Below are 23,296 nucleotides of genomic sequence, written 5' to 3'. Positions count from 1 at the left end.
CTGGTGGCGACGCCTGCCGGGCCGGGAGATCAGCCCGCGGGCTGATGCCCTGGGTGCCGTCCTGGCGGGACGATCATCACCATGACCTCCTCTCAGGCGACCAGCCGTCCCCGCATCCCTCGGCGCGGGTCTGCCGAGAGCACGCCCGCAGCACTGCCCGCCGAGCCACCGCGCCGGCGGACGACCGTCCGGGCGAACGCCGCGCACGTCGTGCCCTTCGACACGGCGTGGCGCGAGCACGCCACCGACCGCTCGGTCGATGCGTCGGACGGCATCGTGCTCGGTACCTTCGCCCCGGATGCCCCCGTCGCAGACGAGGTGGGCTGGCACATTCGCGCCGCCGTCGGGGCTGACCCCGTCGCCGGACCGTCCCCGACGAGCCTCCACGCCTCGTCGCCACGTCCCACCCGGCGCACCGCTCTGCTCGTGTCCGTCCCTGTCGTGGTGCTCACCCTCGGGCTCGCCGCGGTGGCGCTCGGGGTCTCCAGCAGCGTAGGTGGGCCAGCAGCCGCTGGTGCACCCGGTGCGTCGTCGGGTCCGCTGGGCGGTGCCGCGGCGCCCGCCGCCACAGGCCTCGACGCCGAGCTCGAGCGGCGGTTCGCCGGCGCGGTCGAGGCGGCTGCCGCCGACGGCGTGGAGATGACGCTCACCTCCGGGTGGCGGTCGGCCGAGGACCAGGCCGCTCTCGTCGAGATGACCCTGGCCAAGCACGGCTCCGCAGAGGAGGCGCACCGGTGGGTGCTGCCGCCCGAGCGCTCGGCGCACGTGGCCGGGCTCGCGATCGACGTCGGTCCCACCGACGGCGCGCTGTGGCTCGAGCAGCACGGATCCGAGCACGGCCTGTGCCGGGTCTACGCGAACGAGCTGTGGCACTTCGAGCCGGTCGTCGAGCCGGGCGGGACGTGCCCCGACCTGCTGCCCGACTCGTCGAGCGGCTGGGACGGCATCGACGGCTGAGCAGCTGAGCCACCTCACTGCTGCCCGCTGTCCGCTGTCCGCGAGTAAAGACGCGACCGCACACCGGCGCGGTGCGAGACTGGGAGACCCGTCCCCGTCGGAGCCTCACCTGTGACTGCTGAACCTCCCCGCCCGCTGCTCGCCCTCGCCGAAGGCGGCACGAGCGCGCCGCAGCCTGCGGACCGCCTCCGGGCCGACTGCTCGCGCTGCGCGGGTCTGTGCTGCGTCGCGCTGCCCTTCGCGAGGTCCTCCGACTTCGCCTTCACCAAGGCGGCGGGCGACCCCTGCGGCAACCTCACCGAGGGCTTCGGCTGCGGCATCCACGCCCGGCTGCGGGACTCGGGGATGCGCGGGTGCACGGTCTACGACTGCTTCGGCGCCGGCCAGCAGGTGGTGCAGGGCACCTACGCGGGGAGCACCTGGCGTGACGGGGCGCCAGCCGCAGAGATGTTCGCGGTGTTCCCGGTGGTCAAGAACCTGCACGAGCTGCTCTGGTACCTCACCGACGCCCTCACCCACGAGGCGGCCTCCGCCGAGCACGCGGCGCTGCGTGACGAGCTCGCGCGCACCGAGGCACTGACCCGCGGGACACCCGTGGCGCTGCTCGCGCTCGACGTGGACGCCGAGCGGCAGCGCGTCAACGCCGTGCTGCTGCGGGCCAGCGCACTCGTCCGCTCCCAGGTCCCGGGGAGACCGGTGGACCACCGCGGTGCCGACCTGCTCGGCGCCCGGCTGGCCGAGGCCCGTCTGGCCGGCGCCAACCTGCGCGGCGCGTACCTCATCGGCGCCGACCTGCACGGAGCAGACCTGCGGTGGGCCGACGTCATCGGCGCAGACCTGCGCGACGCCGACCTGCGAAGCGCGGACCTGTCGACCGCGCTGTTCCTCACCCAGGCCCAGGTCGCGTCGGCGCGGGGCGACGCCTCGACGCGCCTGCCGGAGCGGTTGGAACGGCCCGGGCACTGGAGGTAGCCCTCGAGAAGACGCCCTCGGTGGTGGGCGGTCGCTCCCGCCCACCACGTGGGCCTCAGCCGAGGATGTCGGTGAGCTGGGTGACGAACTCGTCGAGGGCGTAGGGGATGCTCAGGACGGTCGGGGCAGAGGTCGCCATGGCGTAGTCCATGCCGATCATCTGGATGACGCGGCCGTCGGCCACGGCCGGCAGGCCCGCGAAGAGGTCGTCCTGCATGAGCTGGTCGAGGACGGTGTCGTCGACGTCCACGAGGATGAACGCGTCGGCGTCGAGGGTGTCGACGAGCTCGGGGCTGACGATCACCGAGGACGCGTCGTCACCGGCGCAGGCCTGCTCGGTGCCGGCCGACGGGACCATGCCGATCTCGACGAGCATCTCGATGCGGGGGTCGTTGGGGCAGAACACGATGACGTCCTCGCCCGCCATCGCGTACGTGACGGTCTTGCCGGCCAGCTCGGGGTTCGCCTCGCGGGTGGCGGCGAGGGTGTCGGCGATCCCGGCGACGAGCTCGTCGGCGCGGGCCGGCTGCCCGAGGGCGGCGCCGATCATGGTGGTCTGGTCCTGCCAGGGCGTGGACCAGGCGACCTCGGGGAACGCGACGGTCGGCGCGATCTCGGTGAGACGGTCGTAGTCCGACTGCTCGATGCCGGAGTACACCGCGATGATCACGTCGGGCTCGAGCGCCATGATCTGCTCGAAGGGCACCTCGGGGTTCGAGGTGAGCAGCGTCGGGGTGGCGTCGACGAAGTAGTCGGTGTCCCACGGGAGGATGTCGTCGACGATCCCGCTGCCGGTGAAGCGCTCGATGCCGACGGGCACCTTACCGAGGGCGAGCACCGCGTCCTGCGCGCTCCAGCCGATGGTGACGATGCGCTGCGGCTCGGTCTCGATGGTCGTCGACCCGTAGGCGTGCTCGACGGTCGCCGGGAAGGCTCCGTCCTCGGCGAGGGCGACGGCGGTCGTGCTCGTCGTCGCGCCAGCGGTGCCGGTGGCGGCGTCAGCGGCGTCGTCGGTCGACGAGCAGCCGGCCAGGAGAGCGGTCGCGGCGAGGGCCGCGACGGCGAGGGAGGCAGCGCGACGCTGCCCGGAGAAGAGCGTGGTCATGGGGTTCCTTCGAGGAGGGTGGGAGTCGGCCACCGTCCGCGGAAGCAAGGATAGGCTGGCCTAAGAAGATGCTAGACGAGGCGGGATAGAGAAATCCCGTCATCTGTCGTCGCGATCCCGCCACGGCGTCGCTGATCGCCCCCTCAGCTCTCGAGCCCGCCGCCCTGCAGCCGCGAGTACGCCGCCGGCGTCATGCCCGTGGTCCGCCGGAAGAGCGCCACGAAGGTCCCGGTGCTCGAGTACCCGACCGCCCGCGCGACCGTCGCGACGGCCCGCCCCTCGGCGAGCATCGTCAGTGCGGCCGCGACCCGTGCCAGGATCCGCCACTGCGCGAAGGTCGACCCGGTGTCGTCGAGGAACCGCCGCATGAAGGTCCGCGGGCTCATGCCGATGCTCGACGCCCACGCGTCGAGCGACCGCCCGTCCCCCGGGTCGGCGACGACCTGCTCGGCGACGCCGCGCAGCGCCAGGTCACGCGGCAGCCGCAGCTCGATGGTCGCCGCCGTGAGCGGCACCATCTGCTCGACCGCCAGCGCCTGCAGCGCGTGGCGGCTCGCGTCGGGCATCGCCGCACGTCGGTTGTGCAGCAGGAGCTCGTGCAGCAGCGGGGTGACCGGCACACCGAGGATCGAGTCCCAGCCGGGCACCTCGCGGCTCGTGTCGAGGTAGGCGGCGAACACGCTCGCGTCCGGGTGGGCCGTGACCCGGTGCACCGTGCCAGCCGGGAGCCAGATGCCGAGCGTCGGCGGCACCAGCCACACCTGGCCGCGCGCCTCGACGGTGATCGCCCGGCCGGCGCACCACAGCAGCTCGTGCTCGTGGTGCACGGCCGACACCCACTCCCGGGCCTCCGCGGCAGGGTCGACCACCAGGGTCGAGAGCATCCACGGCGGCAGCACCTGCCGGTGCTCGGGCACGAGCGCGTCGTCGGCGAAGGGATCCGCGAGCGACGAGGTACCCCAGAGGCGGGCGCTGGCGTCGCGTCCTGTTGCGTCCAGACCGGGCTCCCGAGCCGCGCGCCTCTCGTGTTCTCCCACGACCCAGACCGTACCCGGATCGCCGAAGCCGCGGCGGACCGTTCGCTGTCCACAGGTAGCGCACGAGCCCGCCCGGCCTCGGTATGGTGCATATGCCACACACGAGACACAGGAAAGCCCCGGCGCTGGCAGCGCGCGCTGCCAACATCCCGGGGCTTCTCGTTCCTACGTCGCTGACAACATGCTCACCGAAGAGCAGGGGTCGTTCAGGACTCAACCCCTTGATTTTAGGTTCCCGGAGAGGTCGATGACAAGCCCCGAGCACGGCGCCTGGGTGACTGCGCCGCGGTTCCAGAAGTACGTCACCGCAGCCGGAGGCGACCCAGGTCGGGCTCTGGCCCTCTACGACTGGAACGCTCAGCTCGCGGCGGCGTGGCTGCGCGACGTCGGGCATCTCGAGGTCGGCCTCAGGAACGCCTACGATCGTGCGCTCTTGAGCCACCCTGCCCTCGGCGGAGCAGACTGGCTCCACGCCTCACAGCACGGTGTGCTCTTCCCTCCGCGACTGGACCTTCGAGGGGTCGACGCGAACGCCGGGATGCGGGGGAAGATCAGAGGCGCTCATCGGACGTGGCGGCACCAAGCAGCGCTTCCGCCCAGGGGCAAGGTCCTCGCGGAGATGCCCTTCTCGTTCTGGACGTCCCTCACCGCCCAGGAGCACGAAGCGACGATCTGGACCCCAGTGCTCCACCGGGCCCTCCATGCCGGGACTGATCGCACCAAGGTCCACCCACGACTGGCAGAGATCCGGGAGCTTCGGAACCGAGCCGCACACATGGAGTCGATCTTCACCCGGGCTGGGGCCGTCTACCCGCAGCTCATCGGCGTGACACGTCGGCTCGACAGGACGCTGGCGTCGTTCATCAGCCAGACATCTCAGGTGCCCGATCTGCTGGCGGCCAAGCCCTGAGATGGCCCCGCCACCGGCCTGGCCCGCACGAGCTCTCGGGCCAGATCGAGGTCTGCCGACAGCGGTGCCCCCGGTGGGGTTCGAACCCACACTGTGCCGATTTTAAGTCGGCTGCCTCTGCCAGTTGGGCTACGGGGGCGTGCTGCCCGCGCGGCGTCGACCGGGAGGGCAGGTTCCGGACGATACAACACGCGGCGGCGCCTCGGGTGGAGACAGACCGGGCGGGAGCGCACCGGTCGGGCGCGTCGCCCGCAGACGACGACGGGGACGCACCGTCTCGGTGCGTCCCCGTCGGGGTGGGGCGACCTGCGTCAGCAGGTCGCCCGGTGGGCTGGCGTCAGGACTTCGACGCGGCCTCGGTGTTGTTGGTCTCGGTCGGAGCCATCGGCGTGGTCTTCGCCGCCTCGGCCGGGGCCTCCTTGGGCTTGGCCGGGGTCGACACGGCGCGGAACTCGGCGCGCGGGTCGTGGATCGAGCCGAGGGAGACGACCTCGCGGCGCAGGAAGTACGTACCGAACCAGTTGGTCGTGATGCGGATCTTGCGGCTCATGGTCGGCATGGCGGACACGTGGTACGCGCGGTGCATGACCCAGGCCGGGAAGCCCTTGAGCTTGATCGAGCCGAAGAGGATCGCGACACCCTTGTGCAGGCCGAGCGAGGCGACGGTGCCGAGGTTCTTGTGCTTGTACTCGGTGACCGGGCCAGACTTGAGCGACTGGAAGAGGTTGTCGGCCAGGACCTTCGCCTCGCGGATCGCGTGCTGGGCGTTCGGCGGGCAGAACTTGCCCGGGTTGTACAGGTCGGGGACCGCGGCGCAGTCACCGGCACCCCAGGCACCCTCGACGACGTTCCCGTCCTCGTCGGCGACCTGGAGGGTGGGCAGCACCATGAGGCGGCCCATCTTGTCGAGCGGCAGGTCCGAGGTGCCCAGGACCGGGTTGGCCTTGACGCCGGCGGTCCAGACGATGGTCTCGGAGTCGAACTCGACGCCGGTCGAGGTGACCACGTGGCCGTCGACGCAGGAGCTGAGGAAGGTCGACAGGTGGAACTCGATGCCGCGCTTCTTCATCTCGGCGAGCGCGTAGTTGGCCATCTCGAGGGTCAGCTCGGGGAGGATGCGGTCGGTGCCCTCGATCATCACGAAGCGGATGTCGTCCTGCGAGACGCCGGGGAGGTTCTTGGCGGCCGCGCGGGCCATGTCCTCGGTCTCGGCCAGGGCCTCGATGCCGGCGAACCCGCCACCGACGAAGGTGAAGGTGAGCATGCGGCGACGGAGCTCGGGGTCCCAGGTGGAGCTCGCGAGGTTGATGCGGTTGAGGATGTGGTTGCGCAGGGCGACCGCTTCCTCGACGTTCTTGAAGCCGATGCCCTGCTCCGCGAGTCCCGGGATGGGGAGGGTGCGGGCGACCGAGCCGAGGCCGACCACGAGGTGGTCGTAGGTGATCGAGTAGGCGTCGCCCTCTTCGGGCGTGATCTCGATGGTGCGCTCACCGTGGTTAATGTGCGTGACCTTGCCCTGCAGCGTGTCGACGTGCTTGAGCGCACGGCGGTGCGGGGCGACGACGTCGCGGTCCTGGATGGATCCGGCCGCGACCTCGGGGAGGAACGGCGCGTAGGTCATGTACGGGCGCGGGTCGACGACGACGATCGCGGCCTCGCGGCGACCGAGGCGCTTGCGGAGGCGACGGGCGGAGTAGAGGCCGACCGAACCACCACCGAGCACGACGATGCGCGGAACCTTGCGCGGCTTGGGCGCGCGGGCGGGTGCCGCCGAGGGAGATGAGGCAGCACTATCCGGGGTCACGTCAGTCTGAGCCATACAGCCATGATATTCCCGGGTCTATGGTCCGCGAACCCGTAGCACCGTGATCCGCGGCACAGAGGTCTTCACCCGCCACACACACGACGCCCACCAGCACGAACACGGACCACCGGTCCCCAGACCCGCACTCCCATGCTCGTGGCGCGACGGCAGACACCTCCGCGGAGGGTCTAGCCGTCGCGCCACGAGCATGGGGAGGGGCTGCGTGGGTCAGCTGTCTGGGGTCTCGGGGGCGGCGGGAGGGGTGGTTGCGGTGTCGGTCGCGGGGTCGGTCGACGCGGGGTCGGTCGACGTGGGGTCGGTCGGACCTGCGGGTCCGTCCGGGTCCGCCTCTGGCTCCGCGGCCGTCGAGGCGGCGTCGACGTCTAGCGGAGCGACGCTGCGGACCGGTGGGGCGGGTTCGGTGACCGCACCTACCTGGCTGTCCGTGCCCAGGTCGTCGAGCCTGCCGTAGCTGTCGCTGCGGACGGTCGGCACCGGGTAGGCGTTGGGGACCTCACGCCCGTCGACGTCGAAGAGCGGCGCCCAGTGCAGGACGGTCGCCTCGCCGTCGATCCAGAGGCCGTCGGGCTCGTCGACGCGGACGGCGCGCCCCTGGTTGTCGAGGACCTGGGCGTGCTCCACGTACTCGCCGTCCGCGTCGTAGACGAAGAGGTTGGTCACCCGGGAGCCGTCGACGTAGACGCCGTCGACCGGAGGCACGTCGGAGTACGCCGAGTCCTCGTACCGGACCTCGGCGGGCGCCGCCATCGCCGCGACACCGGGGAGCAGGAACACCGCCGCGACGACGCTCAGCCCGACGGCCAGCCGCCGGACCGGCCTCGGCAGCGCCCGGCGATCCCGCCCGTACTCGACGCTCAGCCACACGAGCCCGAGGAACACGATCCACTCGAGCAGACCTCCTGGGGCGACCACCGTTCCCTCGGTGCTGTTGAGCGAGAAGAGGATGCCGAACAGCACCCAGCCGCGCGCGACCCACCAGGCCGGTCGGACGGCGAGGGCGAAGGAGCTGACCGAGGGCCACACCGGGTGAGCCGTCGCGGCCTTCTTCTGCTCGCCCCACCACGCGACCATCTCTTCCCAGCGGGACGGCCCGAGGTCAGGTGTCCCGGCCTCGGGGGCCAGCGGCAGACCGGCGGCCGTGCGCAGCTCGGCGGCGTAGTCGGCCGGGTCGCCGAAGCGCGCCGCCAGGTCGAGGACCACCGTGTCCGCAGTGCCGTCGACCGGCAGCCGTACCGTGGGGACCTCGCCCGTGACCGGCCGGGCGTCGGGGTCGGCGAGCGCCTCGGCGAGGTCCGCCTCGAGGCCGTCGGTGAGGTCGTCGACCTGCTCGGAGGGCAGGTCGGACAGGTGGGTGCGGACCTGCGCGGCGTAGGCCGTCACGTGCCCGAGAAGTGCCGCGGTGGTCATGCTGCCCCCTTCATGAGGAGCGCGCTCATCGCGCCCGAGAACTCTTCCCACTCCTTGCGCTGCGTGGCGAGCATCGCCCGCCCCTGCGGGTTGATGCCGTAGTACTTGCGGTGCGGCCCCTCGTCGGAGGGGACCACGTAGCTGGAGAGCACTCCCGCCGAGTAGAGCCGGCGGAGGGTGCCGTAGACCGAGGCGTCGCCGACGTCCTCGAGCCCCGCGGCCCGCAGCCGGCGGACGACGTCGTAGCCGTACCCGTCGGCGTCGTCGAGCACCGCGAGGACCGCGGCGTCGAGCACTCCTCTGAGGAGCTGTGTGGTATCCATCGGACCTCCTGGTGCGTCGCTGCGACCCAGGGCGCCGGGGCCCCTCGTCGGCACGCACCGGACGTGCGCGGTCCGCGCCCCTGGTCGTGCACCGCACACACTACTACGCGACGCGCACTACCCGGCCGAGAGCAGTACCCCGCGGCGTGTCGTAGTACACGACGAGCCCCCGCACCGTCAGGCGCGAGGGCTCGTGGGACAGCCGGGCTCAGCCCTGGGCGACGCTCCAGGCGATGCCGTCGAGGATGTCGTGCTCGCTCGTGACCACCTCGGTGAGCTCTCCCCCGGCGGCGGCGACCTCGTCGCGCACCCGCCGGACCACCTCGGACCAGACGAGCGCCCCGGCGGCGATGACGTCGACCCGTCCCGGGTGCATGAAGCCGAGCGAGGCGCGCTCGTCGCGCGAGCGGGCCAGCAGGTCGTCGCACGCCGCGAGCGTCTGCTCGACGGTGAGCACCGAGCCGTTGATGCGGTCGCGGTCGTAACGCTCCAGCCCGAGGGCGTGAGCCGTCACCGTGGTGACCGTCCCGGCGAGGCCGACGAGGGTTCCGGCCCTGCCGAGCGGGACCACCTCGGCAGCCGAGTCGAGCGCGGCACGGACGTCGGCCCGGGCGGCCTCGACCTGCTCGGCCGTCGGCGGGTCCGGGGTCAGGTGCCGCTCGGTCATGCGGACGCACCCGACGTCCATGGAGCGCGCCGCCTCGGGTGCGTCGGTGCCGAGCACCACCTCGGTCGAGCCACCACCGAGGTCGACCACGAGGTAGGGGGCCGTGTGACCCGCACCGAGCACGCTCGTGGCCCCACGGAAGCTCAGCTCGGCCTCTTCGTCACCGGAGATCACCTCGGGCTCGACGCCGATCGCGGCGACGACACCGTCGACGAAGTCCTGGCGGTTCTCGGCGTCGCGCGACGCCGACGTCGCGACGAAGCGCACACGCTCGGCGCCGAGTTCGCGGCAGGTCTCGGCGTAGCGCCGGGTGGCCTCGAGGGTGCGCTCGAGCGCCTCGGGCGCCAGGCGCCCTGTGCGGTCGACCCCCTGGCCGAGGCGGACGACCTCCATCTCGCGGACCAGGTCCGTGAGCGTCCCGGCCTCGGTGTCGACGTCCGCGACGAGCAGGCGGATCGAGTTGGTGCCGCAGTCGATCGCGGCGACCCGCCGAGAGCCCGGTGCAGGCCCGGAGGCCGCAGGGGCGTCGGCGTCGCCTGCGGGGCCGGTGAGCGCCGAGAGGACGGGGGACGAGAGCGGTGAAGGGTGTGCAGCCGAGGTCATAGGGCCAAGCCTGCCACCTCGCGGTGACATCCGAGGACCTGCCTGGTCAGCAGGTGCAGCGGTCCTGACGCCAGGTGCCCTGGATGAGCGCGAGGGCCTCGTCGCCGAGCGGGTTGACCCCGGGGCCGGCGGCGAGGGCGTGCCCGACGAGCACGTGCAGGCACTTGACGCGCACGGGCATCCCGCCCGCAGAGATGCCGGCGATCTCCTCGACGTGCCCGAGCTCCTCGCGCTGCGCGAGGTAGTGCTCGTGCGCCTTCTGGTACGCGGCGGCGAGCTCGTCGTCCTCGAGCAGGCGCTCGGACATCTCGCGCATGACCCCGTTGGCCTCGAGGGTGCTGGCGGCGGCGACGGCGCCCGGGCTCGTGAGGTAGTACGTCGTCGGGAAGGGCGTCCCGTCGTCGAGGCGGGGCGCGGTGCGGACCACCAGCGGCCGGCCGCAGACGCAGCGGGCGGCGATGCCCACGACGCCGCGGGGGACGCGTCCGAGCTGCTCGGCGAGGACCTCGAGGTCACGCTCGGTGACGGTCTGCGGGTCAGGGACGACGGCGGGTGCCGGCTCGGTCACGGGGCGTTCCTTCGTTCGGGTGGTGGTCGTTCGCGCCGGACCATTCTCCCCCGGAATCCTGCGTGCCTCGACCTCGCGGGCCGCCGGGCCGTGCCGGGCGACGACGTGCGAGCCGTCCGGGCTGCGGGTCAGTCCGCCTGCCCGGCGACCTCGACGGAGTCCCACACGGTCGAGTACCAGGGCTGGTCCTCGACGAGCCCCGAGGTCACCGCGCCGTCCTCGACCGGCCCCTCGGTCTCCTCGGGGACGGGCTCGGCGACGGACTCGGGGTCGACGACCCGGTAGGCCTGCTCGCCCGGGAACACGAAGGTGAGTCGCTCGCGCGCCTGGGCGATGACGAACCTGTCGTCCTGCCAGCGGCTGAGCTCGTTGGTCGCCGTCGCGTTCTGCTCCTGGATCTGCGAGAGCTGGGCCCGGAGCTCCTCGTTGGCGGCGCGCTGCTTGAAGAACTGCAGCGCGGTGGGGAGCGTGAGGATGAAGCCCATGAGCGTCACGAGGATGATCACGGCGGACCGCACCGTGAAGATGCGGACCCAGCCGCGAGGTCGAGGGGCCGCGGGCTGGGTCCCGGCCGACGTCTGCCGGGAGCCCCGTGGAGAGGCGGTGGGGCCGGTGCGGGGTGCGGCGCCGCGCGGGGCCGACCTCGGTGCGGAGCCGGAGGTCCGGCCCGTCGGCCGTGGGACGGCGGGGACGTCGCCGGTGCGCGTCGACGCGGGGCGGGACCGTGGTGCGGGCCGGGCGGCTCCGGCTGGCCGGGCGGGTCGGCCTGCGGCTGACCGGGCCGGTGCGCCCGCTGCGGGCGGGGCTGGACGCTGGGCCTCCGAGGAGCGTCCCGTGGCCTTGCCGCCGTCAGGGCGGGGCGCGGGGGGACGGGAGGAGGGAGGCACGGTCCAATCCTGCCTCGTCGCGCCGCCGCGTGCAGCACGCGACTCGCCCGCCTGCACATCCCTCACACACGACGGGGGCCTGGTGGGCCGTGCGAGCCAGGGTGGGGCAGGTCCGGAGACGACGGAGCCCGGTGGCCCTCGAGGGGCCACCGGGCTTCGTCAGCAGGTCAGGGACCTACCGGTGAGCTGGTGCTCAGGCGTTCCAGCGCGGGAAGGCCGAGGCGCCGGCGTAGACAGCCGAGTCGCCGAGAGACTCCTCGATGCGGAGGAGCTGGTTGTACTTGTTGATGCGCTCGCCGCGGGCGGGGGCACCGGTCTTGATCTGACCCGAGTTGGTCGCGACCGCGAGGTCGGCGATCGTCGTGTCCTCGGTCTCGCCCGAGCGGTGCGAGATCATCGCGGTGAAGCCGGCGCGCTGCGCGAGCTGCACGGCGTCGAGGGTCTCGGTGAGGGTACCGATCTGGTTGAGCTTGACCAGGAGCGAGTTGGCCGAGCGCTGCTTGATGCCCTTGGCCAGGCGCTCCGGGTTGGTGACGAAGAGGTCGTCGCCGACGATCTGCACCTTGTCGCCCACGAGGGCGACGAGCTCTGCCCAGGAGTCCCACTCGTCCTCGGACAGCGGGTCCTCGATGGAGACGAGGGGGTAGTCGGCGACGAGCTGCGCGTAGTACGCGACCATGTCGGCCGGGCTCGTGGCCTTGCCCTCGAACTGGTAGGCGCCCTCGGAGAAGAACTCGGTCGCTGCGACGTCGAGCGCGAGGCCCACGTCGACGCCGGGCTTGAAGCCGGCCTTCTCGATCGCGACGAGGATCAGGTCGAGCGCGGCACGGTTGCTCGAGAGGTTCGGCGCGAAGCCACCCTCGTCGCCGAGACCGGTCGAGAGGCCCTCGCTCTTGAGGACGGACTTGAGGGAGTGGTAGACCTCGGCGCCGATGCGCAGGCCCTCGCGGAACGAGGTGGCACCGATCGGGGCGACCATGAACTCCTGGATGTCGACGTTGGAGTCGGCGTGCGACCCACCGTTGAGGATGTTCATCATCGGGACGGGGAGGACGTGGGCGTTCGGGCCGCCGACGTAGCGGAAGTACTCGAGGCCTGCGGACTCCGCAGCGGCCTGCGAGACGGCGAGCGAGACGCCGAGGATCGCGTTGGCGCCGAGCTTGCCCTTGTTGGGGGTGCCGTCGAGGTCGATGAGGGTGGAGTCGAGCTCGCGCTGCTCCTCGGCCTCGAGGCCGATGATCTCGGGGGCGATCTCCTCGTTCACGGCGTCGATGGCGCCCTGGACGCCCTTGCCGAGGTAACGGCCCTTGTCGCCGTCACGGCGCTCGACGGCCTCGAACGCACCCGTCGACGCACCGGAGGGCACGCCTGCGCGGGCGGACGAGCCGTCGTCGAGGACGACCTCGACCTCGACAGTGGGGTTTCCGCGGGAGTCGAGGATCTCGCGTGCGTAGACGACTTCGATGCTGGCCACAGATGCTCCTTCTAAGGACTACGGGTTTACGACCCAACACTAGTCGGATCCGAGCCGTCCTGGGGCGGGATGTTCGACCTATGGCGGACACGTTCACGGCCGGGCCACCCCCGCGTCACCGGTGCGTCACGTCGGCGGAGGTCAGCCGTCGCTGCGCTGCTCCACGTCGCGGATCTCGGTCTCGAGGCTGCGCAGCGCAGCACGCAGCGCACCCTCCGCGTCGACGCCCGCGGCCTGCGCACGCCTCACGACGGCGAGCAGCTCGGCGCCGACGTCCTCGGCGCTGGGCTCCGCCTGGCCTGCGCCGACGGGAGCACCGCCGACCGAGAGGCCGTCCTCGTGCGTCCCGCCGTCCGGAAGCCCCGCACGACGGGCCCGCGTGACCACCTTCTGGGCGCGCGAGAGCGCCCCCTGCCCGAGCGGGACGCCGTCGAGCACGGAGCCGCGGGCCTTCTCCTGCTGCTTGATCTGGTCCCAGCGCACGGTGAGGTGCTCGGCGTCGACGTACTCGTCGTCGCCGAACACGTGCGGGTGGCGCCGCTGCAGCTTCGCGACGAGGTCGGCGGCCACGTCGTCGAGCGTGAAGGGGTCCTCCGCGTCCTCCTGCGCGATCCGCGCGTGGAACACGACCTGGAAGAGCACGTCGCCGAGCTCCTCGCGGAGCCCGGGCCTGTCCCCCGTCTCGATCGCCTCCGCGAGCTCGTAGGACTCCTCGAGCAGGTACCGCACGAGCGAGCCGTGCGTCTGCTCGGCGTCCCACGGGCAGCCGCCCGGCGAGCGCAGGCGGTCCATCGACGCGACGAGGTCGTGGAGGGGGTCGGCCGACGGGACAGGGCGGGCGGCGGTGGTCATGCGTCGATTCTGCCGCAGCCCGCCCGTCGAGAGAGGCCTGGTCAGACCGAGACCTTCTCGTCGGCGCCGATCGCCGCGACGATGTCGTCGACGCGCTGCTTGGCGTCGCCGAACAGCATCGCGGTGTTCTCCTTGAAGAACAGCGGGTTCTGGACCCCCGCGTACCCGGTGGCCATGGAGCGCTTGAACACGACGACCTGCTTGGCCTTCCACACCTCGAGGACCGGCATCCCCGCGATGGGCGAGGACGGGTCGTCGAGGGCGGCCGGGTTCACGGTGTCGTTCGCGCCGATGACCAGGACGACGTCGGTCTCCGCGAGGTCGTCGTTGATCTCGTCCATCTCGAGGACGATGTCGTACGGCACCCGGGCCTCGGCCAGCAGGACGTTCATGTGCCCGGGCAGGCGCCCGGCCACCGGGTGGACCCCGAAGCGCACGTCGACCCCCTGCCCGCGCAGCCGCGAGGCGAGGTCGGCGACCGGGTACTGGGCCTTGGCGACGGCCATCCCGTACCCGGGCGTGATGACGACGGACCGGGCGGTGGTGAGCATCTGGGCCACCTCGGCCGCCGTGACCTCGGTGTGCTCGCCGTGGTCGGTGTCGTCAGCCCCTGCGGCGGGCGCGCCCTCGTCGGCCCCGAAGCCACCGAGGATCACCGAGACGAAGGACCGGTTCATGGCCTTGCACATGATGTACGACAGGATCGCGCCGGAGGACCCGACGAGCGCGCCGACGATGATGAGCAGGTTGTTGCTCAGCATGAAGCCGGCTGCCGCGGCAGCCCACCCGGAGTACGAGTTGAGCATCGACACGACGACGGGCATGTCGCCGCCGCCGATCGAGGCGACGAGGTGCCAGCCGATGGCGAGGGAGACGACGATCGTGAGGAGCAGCGGCCACACGGACGGGCTCGCGAGGAACCAGGCCAGCAGCCCGGCGCAGGCGGCGAGACCGGCGAGGTTGAGCAGGTTGCGCCCGGGGAGCGTGAGCGGCGAGGACTTGATGCGCGCCGAGAGCTTGAGGTACGCGACGATCGATCCGGTGAAGGTGATGGCCCCGATGAAGATGCCGAGGAACACCTCCACGAGGTGCAGCGCGTCGGCGTGGGTCTCGGTGAGGTAGGAGTTCACGCCGACCAGCACGGCGGCGAGTCCGACGAAGCTGTGCAGCATCGCGATCATCTCCGGCATCTGCGTCATCTCGACGCGGCGGGCCTGCCAGGTGCCGACGCCGGCTCCGATGACGAAGACCATCGCGATGAGCAGCGCGGTGACGAGCACGGGCCGTTCGCTGCTGTCGAGGCCGAGGGCCACGGTCGCGAGCAGGGCCAGCCCCATGCCGAGCATGCCGAAGACGTTGCCGTTGCGTGCCGTGCTCTGCTGGGAGAGCCCGGCGAGGCTGAGGATGAAGAGGATCGCGGCGAGGACGTACACGGCCTGCGCGAGGGAGGCGAGCGTCATGTCAGGCGTCCTTCCGGAACATGGTGATCATGCGGTTGGCCACGAGGAACCCGCCGAAGATGTTGATGCTGGCGACCGTGGCGGCGACGAAGGCGAGGGCGGTGACCCACCAGTCGTCGCTGCCGATCTGCAGGAGCGCGCCGACGAGGATGATCCCCGAGATCGCGTTCGTCTGGGCCATGAGGGGCGTGTGCAGCGAGTGGCTCACGTTCGAGATGACGTAGTAGCCGACGAACACCGCGAGCACGAAGACCGTGAAGAAGCCGACGAAGGCGGGTGGCGAGAAGGCGACGGCGAGCCCGAGGAGGACGGCACCCAGGCCGTACGTCACCAGGCGACGCTGCCCCTGGCGGCGTACGGACTCCGCTGCCTCGCGGGCGGCGACGACGGGGTCGACCACCGGGACGGCGGCGGCCGGTGCGGCCGGGGCCGCTGCCGAGACCTGGACGGGCGGCGGGGGCCACAGCACCTGGCCCCCGAGGGTGACGGTCATCCCGCGCTGCACGACGTCGTCCGTGTCCAGGACGACCTCGCCGTCCTTGCCCGGCGTGAGGAGCTTCATGAGGTTGACGATGTTGGTGCCGAGCAGCTGCGACGTGTGCCTGGGCAGCCGGCTGGCGAGGTCGGTCCAGCCGATGATCGTCACCCCGCCGTCGGTGACGACGACGGTGCCGGGGACCGTGAGCTCACAGTTGCCTCCCCCGGAGGCGGCGAGGTCGACGATCACGCTGCCGGGGCGCATGGCGTGGACCATCGCGGCGGTGAGGGTCCGCGGCGCGGAGCCCCGGACCAGCGCGGTCGTGATGACGATGTCGGCCTGGGCGCTCTCCTGCGCGTACATGACGGCGGTGAGGCGTTCTTGCTCGTCGGTCATCGCCTGGGCGTAGCCGTCTGAGGAGACCTCCTGCTGTGCCGCCTGCGCCTGGACGAACGAGGCCCCCATCGACTCGATCTGCTCCCCTGCCTCGGGGCGCACGTCGAAGGCACGCACCGTCGCTCCGAGGCTGGTCGCGGCTCCGATGGCCGCGAGACCGGCGACGCCGCCCCCGATGACGAAGACCTTGGCCGGGGCGGTCTTGCCCGCGGCGGTGACCTGCCCTGCGAACATGCCGCCGTAGGCCTCGGCGGCCTCGATCACGGCGCGGTAGCCCGCGACGTTCGACATCGTGCTCAGCACGTCGAGCGCCTGGGCTCGCGAGATGCGCGGCACCGCGTCGAGGGCGAGCGCGGTGACGCCACGCTCGGCGAAGGCGTCGACCAGCTCCGGGTGCGTGGCCGGGGCCATCATCGAGACGACGGTCGCCCCGGGGCGCAGGCGGGCGACGTCGTCGGGGCTCGGCGCGTGCACGCAGGTGAGGACGTCGCTCGACCAGACCTCGTCGTGGTCGACGACGCTCGCGCCCGCCTCGCGGTAGCTCGCGTCGGAGAAGCTCGCCTCCTCGCCGGCCCCTGACTCGACCGCGACCTCGTAGCCGAGCGCGACGAGCTGGGCGACGGTGGTCGGGGTGGCTGCGACGAGCCTCTCCCCCGGACGCGACTCGCGGGGTGCTCCGATCCTCATGGATCCTCCTGGTTGGCTCGGTGCTGGCCTGTGGTGCTCTGGTTCTACCACAGTTTGCGGTAAGCGCTTTCCGCATTCGTGGGCAGAGAGCGGCCTGGTCAGCCGCCAGCCGAGGTGGCCGGCTCCCACGCCCATGCTCCTCCCAGCACACGCGCACCGGCAGGGACCTAAGCCCTTGTCGGGCCGTCCTGGCGGGGTCGCGACCGACGCCCCGAAGACCGGACCCTGTGGATAACGCCTGAAACAACCTTTTACGTCGGTAAGGTCATCCTGTCACTTATCAACCGATCGCCAGGTCCAGGTGGTCTCGAGGTGGGAGCAGCCATGCCACGAACAGCCGACGAGGCCTACTCGTTGAGCGCGTCGTCCGAGACGCAGTCGACCCTGCGCGGCGTGATCGACCGGCTCGACGCCGTCCTCGACGCACGGGACGCCGCCGTGCGCCGCGCCATGTCGGACTACACGGCGCACGGCGTCGACGAGCGGTACCGCGACGCCGAGGACCGCTGGTTCCGTGCGTCCGGGCAGCTGCGGGAGACCATCGCCCGGTTGCGCGGAGCACTCGTGGCCGCCGACTCCACCGCGCGAGACGCTCTGGCCAGCGCCCAGGCCGCGGTCTCGGTGGTGGTCACGTGACCGGCGAGGCGTGGCGCGTCGACCCGGCCGAGGTCGACGCGATCGTCACTCGCACCGCGGGCCCCGTCGCCGACGTCGTCGAGGCACGCGCGGCGCTGCAGGCCGCCTTCGCGACGGCCTCCGCCAGTGCCGCCTCCGGCACGGTGGCCGCCGCGCTCGACGAGTTCGCGACGCACTTCGCCCCGCTGCTCGCCGGCGTCAGCACGACCCTCGCGTCCGCGCGGACCGCCGCCACGGCGGCGACCTCGACCTACGCGCGTGCCGGAGACCAGATCGCCGGTCGCGTCCGGGCCGAGAGCGACGCGGCAGGTACGGCTCGCAGCCCCTTCGACGGGCGCTTCTCGGGCAGCCGTGGGCGCGGCTCGGTGGCCATCCGATGAGGCAGGTGCAGACCGCGGACATCCCCGGCGGTGACGTCAACACCGAGGGCGTCGTGACGTCGGCGCGGGCGGTCCGCGACGCGTCGGAGCGACTGCGCAGCGCGGGCGACCAGGTCGTCGGGATCTGGGCCGGGCTGCCGCACTGCTACGACGCACCGGAGGCGCCGACCCTGTACGCCGCCATGCACCCCGTCGCCCGCGACACCGTCACCTACGCAGAGGCGGCCGGCGCCGCAGCCACCGCGCTCACGCGGTACGCCGAGGACGTCGCGTCGGTCCAGGCCCGGATGCAGGTCACCGCGCCCCTCGTCGAGGCCCTCGCTGGTCGGATCGCCGCGACACCGGTCTGGAGGTCCGACGCGTCGATCACCAGCCAGAACTCGACGCTGCAACGCCAGGTCCGCGGCGCTCAAGAGGACCTCGACAGGGCCGCCGACGTCTGCGCCGCGGCGATCCGCGGGGCTCTGATCGGAGGAGGACGCGCCGCGACGCCGTGGCTCACCGCGCCGCGTCCGATCAGCGCCGGTGCGCTGCAGCAGCACCTGACCTCGCTCGACGACCCGCGGACCAACCCGTTCTTCTTTCTCGGCAAGACACCCGCCGACGTCAACGCCCGGTGGCGTGGCCTCAGCCCTGGCGTGCAGCGCCAGCTCATCACGGACCGACCCGACCTCGTCGGCAACCGAGACGGCATCCCAGCCGCTGCCAGGGACGAGGCGAACCGGATCCGCCTCGCGACAGCACGCGAAGAGATCGAGAAGGAGATCCGAGACCTCGAGAGGCGCCTCGCCGGAGACCCCAGGTTCTCACCGCACAACCCGGACTACGCCGGCCCACAGCTCCCAGTCGGGCCGTTGCTGTGGGACGAGGCGGGGCAGATGCTGCTCCGCCGAGCGCGGGCGCGGCTTGAAGGGGTGGCCGCTTTGGAGAGAGTTGTCGAGCGTGGCTCTCGGCAACTCCTCACTTTCCGCCCCACCCCCTATGCAGTACGAGCAGCAGTTTCGATTGGGGACCTAGACCAAGCTACGCACGTAGGGATCCTCGTCGGCGGTACCGGCACCACCGTTGCTGGAAAAGCAGAGGACATCGATCGCGACGCACACGCCCTTCTGCGTACTGCGAACGCCCTCGAGGGCTCGCATCGAGGCACCACCTCTCTCATCTCCTGGTTGGACTACGACGCACCACCTGAATTGACGAACGCCCTTTCGCCGCTGCGCTCTAGGAGCGCAGGCCAAGACCTCGCCTCTTTCACCCATGGAATCTCCGCCATTGCAGCATCTCAACCCAGTGTCACGATCTTCGGACACTCGTATGGCGCCCTTGTCGTGAACGAGGCGGCCGCAAGGGCCCCAGAGTCGGTCCAGAATATCGTCGTCGGCGGCGCCCCCGGAGTTGGTCGCCAGTCAGCGGACGACGTGACCCGCTACACGTTGCTGGCTAAGGACGATCCGATCCGAGCCTTCCACGTCGTCGCGGGCGAACTGCTGCTCGGCCACGTCCCAGACGGGTGGCCTTCTGATGAAACCCACGGTCCATGGCACCGGCTATCGACCGCACCACACTCTCTTGAGGATGGCTCGACGTACCTAGGCAGCTCGGGGCATTCAGAATACTTGATCGACCAAAGCACCAGCCAAAGAAGCATCGCCGCCCTGATCGCCGGCCACGCCCCGATAAGTAGCCATTGAAGAAGAATCCTTGAGAGGCAGAACCATGCAACGCAACACGTTTCTAATAATATTGACAGTCGCACTCCTGATCATTTTCGGCATCGCGTACGGCCTTAAACCGCGACCGATGTCGAAAGAAGACGCCCTCGTACGGCACGACCACTCAGCGGTCACCACCTCCCCCATCTACACGGAGGAGATCCGGCGCCTGCAGGATCCAGGAGTTGTGGGTTGAGGAGCGCCCCTTAGCGCCGCGTCCCCACCGAAGCCGCCGCACTCACGTCGCCCTTGATCACCGCGTCGATGAGCTCGGTCGCCCAGGCGAGGATCTCGGCGCCTCGCAGCGGGCGGCCGCCGATGCGGCCGGTCGTCGGGAAGGGCACGAGCACGGAGCGGATCGCGGGCTTGAGGATGGTGCCCGGGTACAGGCGCTTGAGGCGCAGCTCAGCGGACTCGGCCAGGTCGACGGGCGCGAAGCGCACGAACTTGCCCTGCGCGGTGATGTCCGACAGGCCCGCCGCACGGGCGTAGTTGCGGAACGCCGCCACGTCGAACAGGTTGCCCACCACCTCGGGCAGCGCACCGTACCTGTCCACGAGCTCCGCACGGATGTCCGTGAGCGCCGTCTCGTCCTGCGCCGCAGCGATCTTCCGGTACGCCTCGAGGCGCAGCCGCTCGTGCCCGATGTAGTCGTGCGGCAGGTGCGCGTCGACCGGGAGCTCGATGGTGACCTCGGGGGCCTCCTCCTCCGCCTCACCACGGAACGCCGCGACCGCCTCGCCGACCATCCGCACGTACAGGTCGAAGCCCACCCCCGCGATGTGCCCCGACTGCTCACCACCCAGCAGGTTGCCCGCACCACGGATCTCCAGGTCCTTCATGGCCACCGCCATGCCCGAGCCCAGGTCCGTGTTCGCGGCGATGGTCGCCAGACGGTCGTGCGCAGTCTCCGTCAGCGGCCGCTCCGGCGGGTAGAGGAAGTACGCGTACGCACGGTCCCGCCCACGACCCACGCGCCCGCGCAGCTGGTGCAGCTGCGACAGGCCCAGCATGTCCGCGCGCTCGAGGATCAGGGTGTTCGCGTTCGAGATGTCCAGCCCCGTCTCGATGATGGTCGTGCAGACCAGCACGTCGAACTTCTTCTCCCAGAAGTCCATGATGACGCGCTCCAGCTGGTGCTCGCCCATCTTCCCGTGCGCCACCTCGATGCGCGCCTCCGGCACCAGCTCCTTGAGGCGGGCCGCGGTCCGGTCGATCGAGTCGACCTTGTTGTGCACGTAGAACAGCTGGCCCTCACGGAGCAGCTCACGGCGGATCGCCGCGGTGATCTGCTTGTCGTCGTACGCACCGACGTAGGTGAGCACCGGGTGGCGCTCCTCCGGCGGCGTCGCGAGCGTCGACATCTCACGGATCCCCGTGACAGCCATCTCGAGGGTCCTGGGGATCGGCGTCGCGCTCATGGCGAGCACGTCGACGTTGGTGCGCAGCTGCTTGAGGGTCTCCTTGTGCTCGACACCGAAGCGCTGCTCCTCGTCGACCACCACCAGCCCCAGGTCCTTGAACTTGATCGACCCGGACAGCAGGCGGTGCGTGCCGATGACCACGTCGACCGTCCCCTCCTTGAGGCCGTCGACGATCTCCTTGGCCTCCTTGTCCGTCTGGAAGCGCGAGAGGCCCTTGACCACCACGGGGAACCCGGCGTACCGCTCGGCGAAGGTGTCGTAGTGCTGCTGCACGAGCAGCGTCGTCGGCACGAGGACCGCGACCTGCTTGCCGTCCTGCACGGCCTTGAAGGCCGCCCGCACCGCGATCTCGGTCTTGCCGTAGCCGACGTCGCCGCAGACCAGACGGTCCATGGGGATCGTCTTCTCCATGTCCTGCTTGACCTCGTCGATGGTCGCCAGCTGGTCGGGCGTCTCCGTGTACGCGAAGGCGTCCTCGAGCTCGCGCTGCCACGGGGTGTCCGGCCCGAAGGCGTGCCCCTTCGTGGCCATGCGCGCCGAGTACAGGCGGATGAGCTCCGAGGCGATCTCCTTGATGGCCTTCTTGGCGCGGCCCTTGGTCTTGGCCCAGTCCGAGCCACCCATCTTGTTGAGGGCGGGCGACTCGCCACCGGTGTACTTGGTCACCTGGTCGAGCTGGTCGGTGGGCACGAACAGCCGGTCGCCCGGCTGTCCGCGCCGCGAGGAGGCGTACTCGACCACGAGGTACTCGCGGGTCGCGGCGGCCGCGCCACCGCCGAGGGTGCGCTGCACCAGCTCGACGAAGCGTCCGACACCGTGCTGCTCGTGGACCACGAAGTCCCCGGCGCGCAGCTGCAGCGGGTCGACGACGTTGCGCCGCTTGGACGGCATCTTGCGCATGTCACGGGTCGACGACCCGGCGCGGCCGGTCATGTCCGACTCGGAGAACACCGCGATCTTGAGGTCGGGCGCGACGAACCCCGGGCCGAGCGGCGCGGGGGTCACGAGGACGACGCCGCCCTCGGGGTCGCCGGTGATCTCGCCGACGAGGCGCGCCGGCGCGTCGGCGCCGCTGAGCTGCTCGACCATGCGCTTGGCGGGACCGTGACCCTCGGTGGTCATGATGAGGCGCCACCCGGCGTGCTGCAGGCCGCGCACGTCGTCGAGGGCCCGCGCCACGTCACCGTGGTACGCCTCGACCTCACGCGCGCCGATGCGCAGCGTGTCGGCGTCAGGGTCCTGGACGGGCACCTCGTCGTCGGTGTCGTCCTCGGGGTTGTCGAGCCCGAAGGGGCTGAGGGTCCACCAGCCGAGGCCGCGACGGGCCGAGAGGTCGCGGGCGTCCTCGATGGTGTCGAAGGACGCCGCGCTCAGGTCGATGGGCGTCGAGCCGCCAGCCGCAGCCGACGTCCACGCGGCGGCGAGGAACTCCTGGGTGGTGGCCACGAGGTCGTGCGCGCGGCGGCGCACACGCTCGGGGTCGCTCAGCACGACGAGCGCGTCGTCCGGCACGAGGTCGAGGACGGGGACCATACGGTCGACGAGGACCGGCGCGAGGGACTCCATGCCCTCGACGGCGATGCCCGCACCCATCTTGTCGAGCATCTCGGCTGCGCCCGGCAGCTGTTCCACGAGAGCGGAGGCACGGTCGCGGACGTCGTCGGTGAGGAGCATCTCGCGGCACGGCGGTGCCCACACGCCGTGGTCGGCGATCTCGAGCGAGCGCTGGTCGGCGACCGCGAACCAGCGGATCTCCTCGACCTCCTCACCCCAGAACTCCACGCGTAGCGGGTGGTCCTCGGTCGGCGGGAACACGTCGAGGATGCCACCGCGGACGGCGAACTCGCCGCGACGCTCGACCATGTCGACGCGCGCGTAGGCAGCTGCGGAGAGGCGGTCGGCGACGTCGGCCAGGTCGGCGCGGTCGCGCGTCTCGAGGCGCACCGGCTCGAGGTCGCCGAGGCCGTCGACGACGGGCTGCAGCAGGGCGCGCACGGGCATGACGAGCACCCGCACGGGACCGGTCATGCCGAGGTCGGCCGAGGGGTGGGCGAGCCGGCGGAACACGGCGATGCGCTTGGCCACGGTGTCCGAGCGCGGCGACAGCCGCTCGTGCGGCAGCGTCTCCCACGCGGGCAGCACGGCGACGTCGTCGTAGGGCAGGTAGCAGCGCAGCGCGGAGGCGAGCTCGTCGGCCTCACGCCCGGTCGCGGTGACGACGACGAGCGGGCGCGAGCCCTCCACACCGGTCTCGGGCACGAGCCCGTCGCTCGCCCGGGCCCCCGCCATGGCGGCGAGCAGCGGCGGACGCACACCGGCCGGGCCGATGACGTCGAGCGCGCCGCGGGCACGCACACGGTCGACCGTGGCGCGCGCGCCCGAGTCCTCGAGGAGAGCGGAGATGATGCCCGTGAGATTCATGTGTCCTTCACCAGTGACCAGGAGCCGTGCGACAGAGCCCGCGGCGCCGACGACAGTGCCGCAGACGCTCGCGCGCACCCGGAGTGAGCCGGGCGCGGCAACGCGAACAGGCCCG

The 23,296-nt window shown here is 71.4% G+C and carries 19 protein-coding genes and 1 tRNA gene; 6 read left to right on the top strand and 14 right to left on the bottom strand.

All coding sequences use genetic code 11. The annotated features are described in order from the left end of the window. Positions 1–81: 81 nt before the first annotated feature. Positions 82–957 (top strand): D-alanyl-D-alanine carboxypeptidase family protein, encoded by an 876-nt coding sequence (locus tag SKED_RS18860; protein WP_012865818.1) that lies wholly within the window; start codon positions 82–84, stop codon positions 955–957. 111 nt (positions 958–1,068) lie between these two features. Next, entirely contained in the window at positions 1,069–1,929 is an 861-nt protein-coding gene (locus tag SKED_RS03885; RefSeq protein WP_012865817.1) for a pentapeptide repeat-containing protein, read from the top strand. Positions 1,930–1,984: 55 nt separating this feature from the next. Here the strand turns inward: SKED_RS03885 and SKED_RS03880 are convergent, their stop codons facing one another. Then, the gene (locus SKED_RS03880) at positions 1,985–3,034 is read right to left on the bottom strand and encodes an iron-siderophore ABC transporter substrate-binding protein (protein WP_012865816.1); all 1,050 of its coding nucleotides are present in this window, start codon (positions 3,032–3,034) and stop codon (positions 1,985–1,987) included. Positions 3,035–3,177: 143 nt separating this feature from the next. Then, positions 3,178–4,071: a helix-turn-helix domain-containing protein gene (locus SKED_RS03875; protein ID WP_143755644.1), complete on the bottom strand. Its 894-nt coding sequence runs from the start codon at positions 4,069–4,071 to the stop codon at positions 3,178–3,180. 181 nt (positions 4,072–4,252) lie between these two features. Here SKED_RS03875 and SKED_RS03870 point away from each other — a divergent pair, with 181 nt between their 5' ends. After that, positions 4,253–4,981 carry a hypothetical protein gene (locus tag SKED_RS03870; protein ID WP_012865814.1) on the top strand — a complete coding sequence of 243 codons (729 nt, stop codon included), beginning with the start codon at positions 4,253–4,255 and terminating at the stop codon, positions 4,979–4,981. Positions 4,982–5,046: 65 nt separating this feature from the next. Here SKED_RS03870 and SKED_RS03865 read toward each other — a convergent pair. The 11 genes from SKED_RS03865 to SKED_RS03815 form a co-directional block, all read right to left on the bottom strand. Then, a tRNA-Leu gene (locus SKED_RS03865) sits at positions 5,047–5,120 on the bottom strand. A gap of 198 nt (positions 5,121–5,318) precedes the next feature. Then, positions 5,319–6,800 carry an NAD(P)/FAD-dependent oxidoreductase gene (locus tag SKED_RS03860; RefSeq protein WP_042437748.1) on the bottom strand — a complete coding sequence of 494 codons (1,482 nt, stop codon included), beginning with the start codon at positions 6,798–6,800 and terminating at the stop codon, positions 5,319–5,321. Positions 6,801–7,013: 213 nt separating this feature from the next. Further along, positions 7,014–8,213 (bottom strand): HAAS signaling domain-containing protein, encoded by a 1,200-nt coding sequence (locus SKED_RS03855; protein ID WP_012865812.1) that lies wholly within the window; start codon positions 8,211–8,213, stop codon positions 7,014–7,016. After that, positions 8,210–8,536, bottom strand: a complete 327-nt coding sequence (locus tag SKED_RS03850; RefSeq protein ID WP_042437744.1) for a PadR family transcriptional regulator — start codon at positions 8,534–8,536, stop codon at positions 8,210–8,212. Before SKED_RS03850 ends, SKED_RS03855 begins: the two co-directional genes overlap by 4 nt. A 208-nt stretch (positions 8,537–8,744) precedes the next feature. Then, complete coding sequence (locus tag SKED_RS03845) at positions 8,745–9,806, bottom strand: Ppx/GppA phosphatase family protein (RefSeq protein ID WP_012865810.1); 1,062 nt, start codon at positions 9,804–9,806, stop codon at positions 8,745–8,747. 46 nt (positions 9,807–9,852) lie between these two features. Next, the gene (locus SKED_RS03840; RefSeq protein WP_012865809.1) at positions 9,853–10,374 is read right to left on the bottom strand and encodes a DUF501 domain-containing protein; all 522 of its coding nucleotides are present in this window, start codon (positions 10,372–10,374) and stop codon (positions 9,853–9,855) included. Between the two features lie 128 nt (positions 10,375–10,502). After that, entirely contained in the window at positions 10,503–11,261 is a 759-nt protein-coding gene (locus SKED_RS19900) for an FtsB family cell division protein (protein ID WP_012865808.1), read from the bottom strand. Positions 11,262–11,454: 193 nt separating this feature from the next. Further along, positions 11,455–12,735: a phosphopyruvate hydratase gene (eno, locus tag SKED_RS03830; RefSeq protein WP_012865807.1), complete on the bottom strand. Its 1,281-nt coding sequence runs from the start codon at positions 12,733–12,735 to the stop codon at positions 11,455–11,457. 141 nt (positions 12,736–12,876) lie between these two features. Then, entirely contained in the window at positions 12,877–13,587 is a 711-nt protein-coding gene (locus SKED_RS03825) for a nucleoside triphosphate pyrophosphohydrolase (RefSeq protein WP_012865806.1), read from the bottom strand. A 41-nt stretch (positions 13,588–13,628) separates the two neighbouring features. After that, positions 13,629–15,047: a Re/Si-specific NAD(P)(+) transhydrogenase subunit beta gene (gene pntB / locus SKED_RS03820; RefSeq protein ID WP_012865805.1), complete on the bottom strand. Its 1,419-nt coding sequence runs from the start codon at positions 15,045–15,047 to the stop codon at positions 13,629–13,631. Between the two features lies 1 nt (position 15,048). Beyond that, positions 15,049–16,608: a Re/Si-specific NAD(P)(+) transhydrogenase subunit alpha gene (locus SKED_RS03815; protein WP_012865804.1), complete on the bottom strand. Its 1,560-nt coding sequence runs from the start codon at positions 16,606–16,608 to the stop codon at positions 15,049–15,051. Between the two features lie 324 nt (positions 16,609–16,932). Between SKED_RS03815 and SKED_RS03810 the strand changes: the two genes are divergently transcribed. Genes SKED_RS03810 through SKED_RS03800 form a run of 3 tightly spaced genes read left to right on the top strand, consistent with a single transcriptional unit; the run spans position 16,933 to position 19,315 of the window. Next, positions 16,933–17,244, top strand: coding sequence for a hypothetical protein (locus SKED_RS03810; protein ID WP_012865803.1), 312 nt, complete (start codon positions 16,933–16,935; stop codon positions 17,242–17,244). Then, positions 17,241–17,624, top strand: coding sequence for a DUF6507 family protein (locus SKED_RS03805; RefSeq protein ID WP_012865802.1), 384 nt, complete (start codon positions 17,241–17,243; stop codon positions 17,622–17,624). Before SKED_RS03810 ends, SKED_RS03805 begins: the two co-directional genes overlap by 4 nt. A 5-nt stretch (positions 17,625–17,629) precedes the next feature. Further along, positions 17,630–19,315, top strand: a complete 1,686-nt coding sequence (locus SKED_RS03800) for an alpha/beta hydrolase (RefSeq protein ID WP_012865801.1) — start codon at positions 17,630–17,632, stop codon at positions 19,313–19,315. A 227-nt stretch (positions 19,316–19,542) separates the two neighbouring features. On the opposite strand, the gene mfd is transcribed toward SKED_RS03800, so the two are convergent. Continuing rightward, positions 19,543–23,181, bottom strand: coding sequence for a transcription-repair coupling factor (gene mfd / locus SKED_RS03795; protein WP_012865800.1), 3,639 nt, complete (start codon positions 23,179–23,181; stop codon positions 19,543–19,545). Between the last annotated feature and the right edge of the window lie 115 nt (positions 23,182–23,296).

This window comes from Sanguibacter keddieii DSM 10542 (genome assembly GCF_000024925.1).
GTDB lineage: Bacteria > Actinomycetota > Actinomycetes > Actinomycetales > Cellulomonadaceae > Sanguibacter > Sanguibacter keddieii.
The sequence above is the reverse complement of the archived record's forward strand: the minus strand, read 5'-3'. Positions and strand labels throughout refer to the sequence as shown.

Coding starts and splice junctions, on each gene's coding strand:
- SKED_RS03815 (WP_012865804.1), bottom strand. CDS start 16,608: ATGAGGATCGGAGCACCCCGCGAGTCGCGTCCGGGGGAGAGGCTCGTC.
- SKED_RS18860 (WP_012865818.1), top strand. CDS start 82: ATGACCTCCTCTCAGGCGACCAGCCGTCCCCGCATCCCTCGGCGCGGG.
- SKED_RS03845 (WP_012865810.1), bottom strand. CDS start 9,806: ATGACCTCGGCTGCACACCCTTCACCGCTCTCGTCCCCCGTCCTCTCG.
- mfd (WP_012865800.1), bottom strand. CDS start 23,181: ATGAATCTCACGGGCATCATCTCCGCTCTCCTCGAGGACTCGGGCGCG.
- SKED_RS03870 (WP_012865814.1), top strand. CDS start 4,253: ATGCTCACCGAAGAGCAGGGGTCGTTCAGGACTCAACCCCTTGATTTT.
- SKED_RS03860 (WP_042437748.1), bottom strand. CDS start 6,800: ATGGCTCAGACTGACGTGACCCCGGATAGTGCTGCCTCATCTCCCTCG.
- SKED_RS03855 (WP_012865812.1), bottom strand. CDS start 8,213: ATGACCACCGCGGCACTTCTCGGGCACGTGACGGCCTACGCCGCGCAG.
- SKED_RS03880 (WP_012865816.1), bottom strand. CDS start 3,034: ATGACCACGCTCTTCTCCGGGCAGCGTCGCGCTGCCTCCCTCGCCGTC.
- SKED_RS03850 (WP_042437744.1), bottom strand. CDS start 8,536: ATGGATACCACACAGCTCCTCAGAGGAGTGCTCGACGCCGCGGTCCTC.
- SKED_RS03810 (WP_012865803.1), top strand. CDS start 16,933: ATGCCACGAACAGCCGACGAGGCCTACTCGTTGAGCGCGTCGTCCGAG.
- pntB (WP_012865805.1), bottom strand. CDS start 15,047: ATGACGCTCGCCTCCCTCGCGCAGGCCGTGTACGTCCTCGCCGCGATC.
- SKED_RS03825 (WP_012865806.1), bottom strand. CDS start 13,587: ATGACCACCGCCGCCCGCCCTGTCCCGTCGGCCGACCCCCTCCACGAC.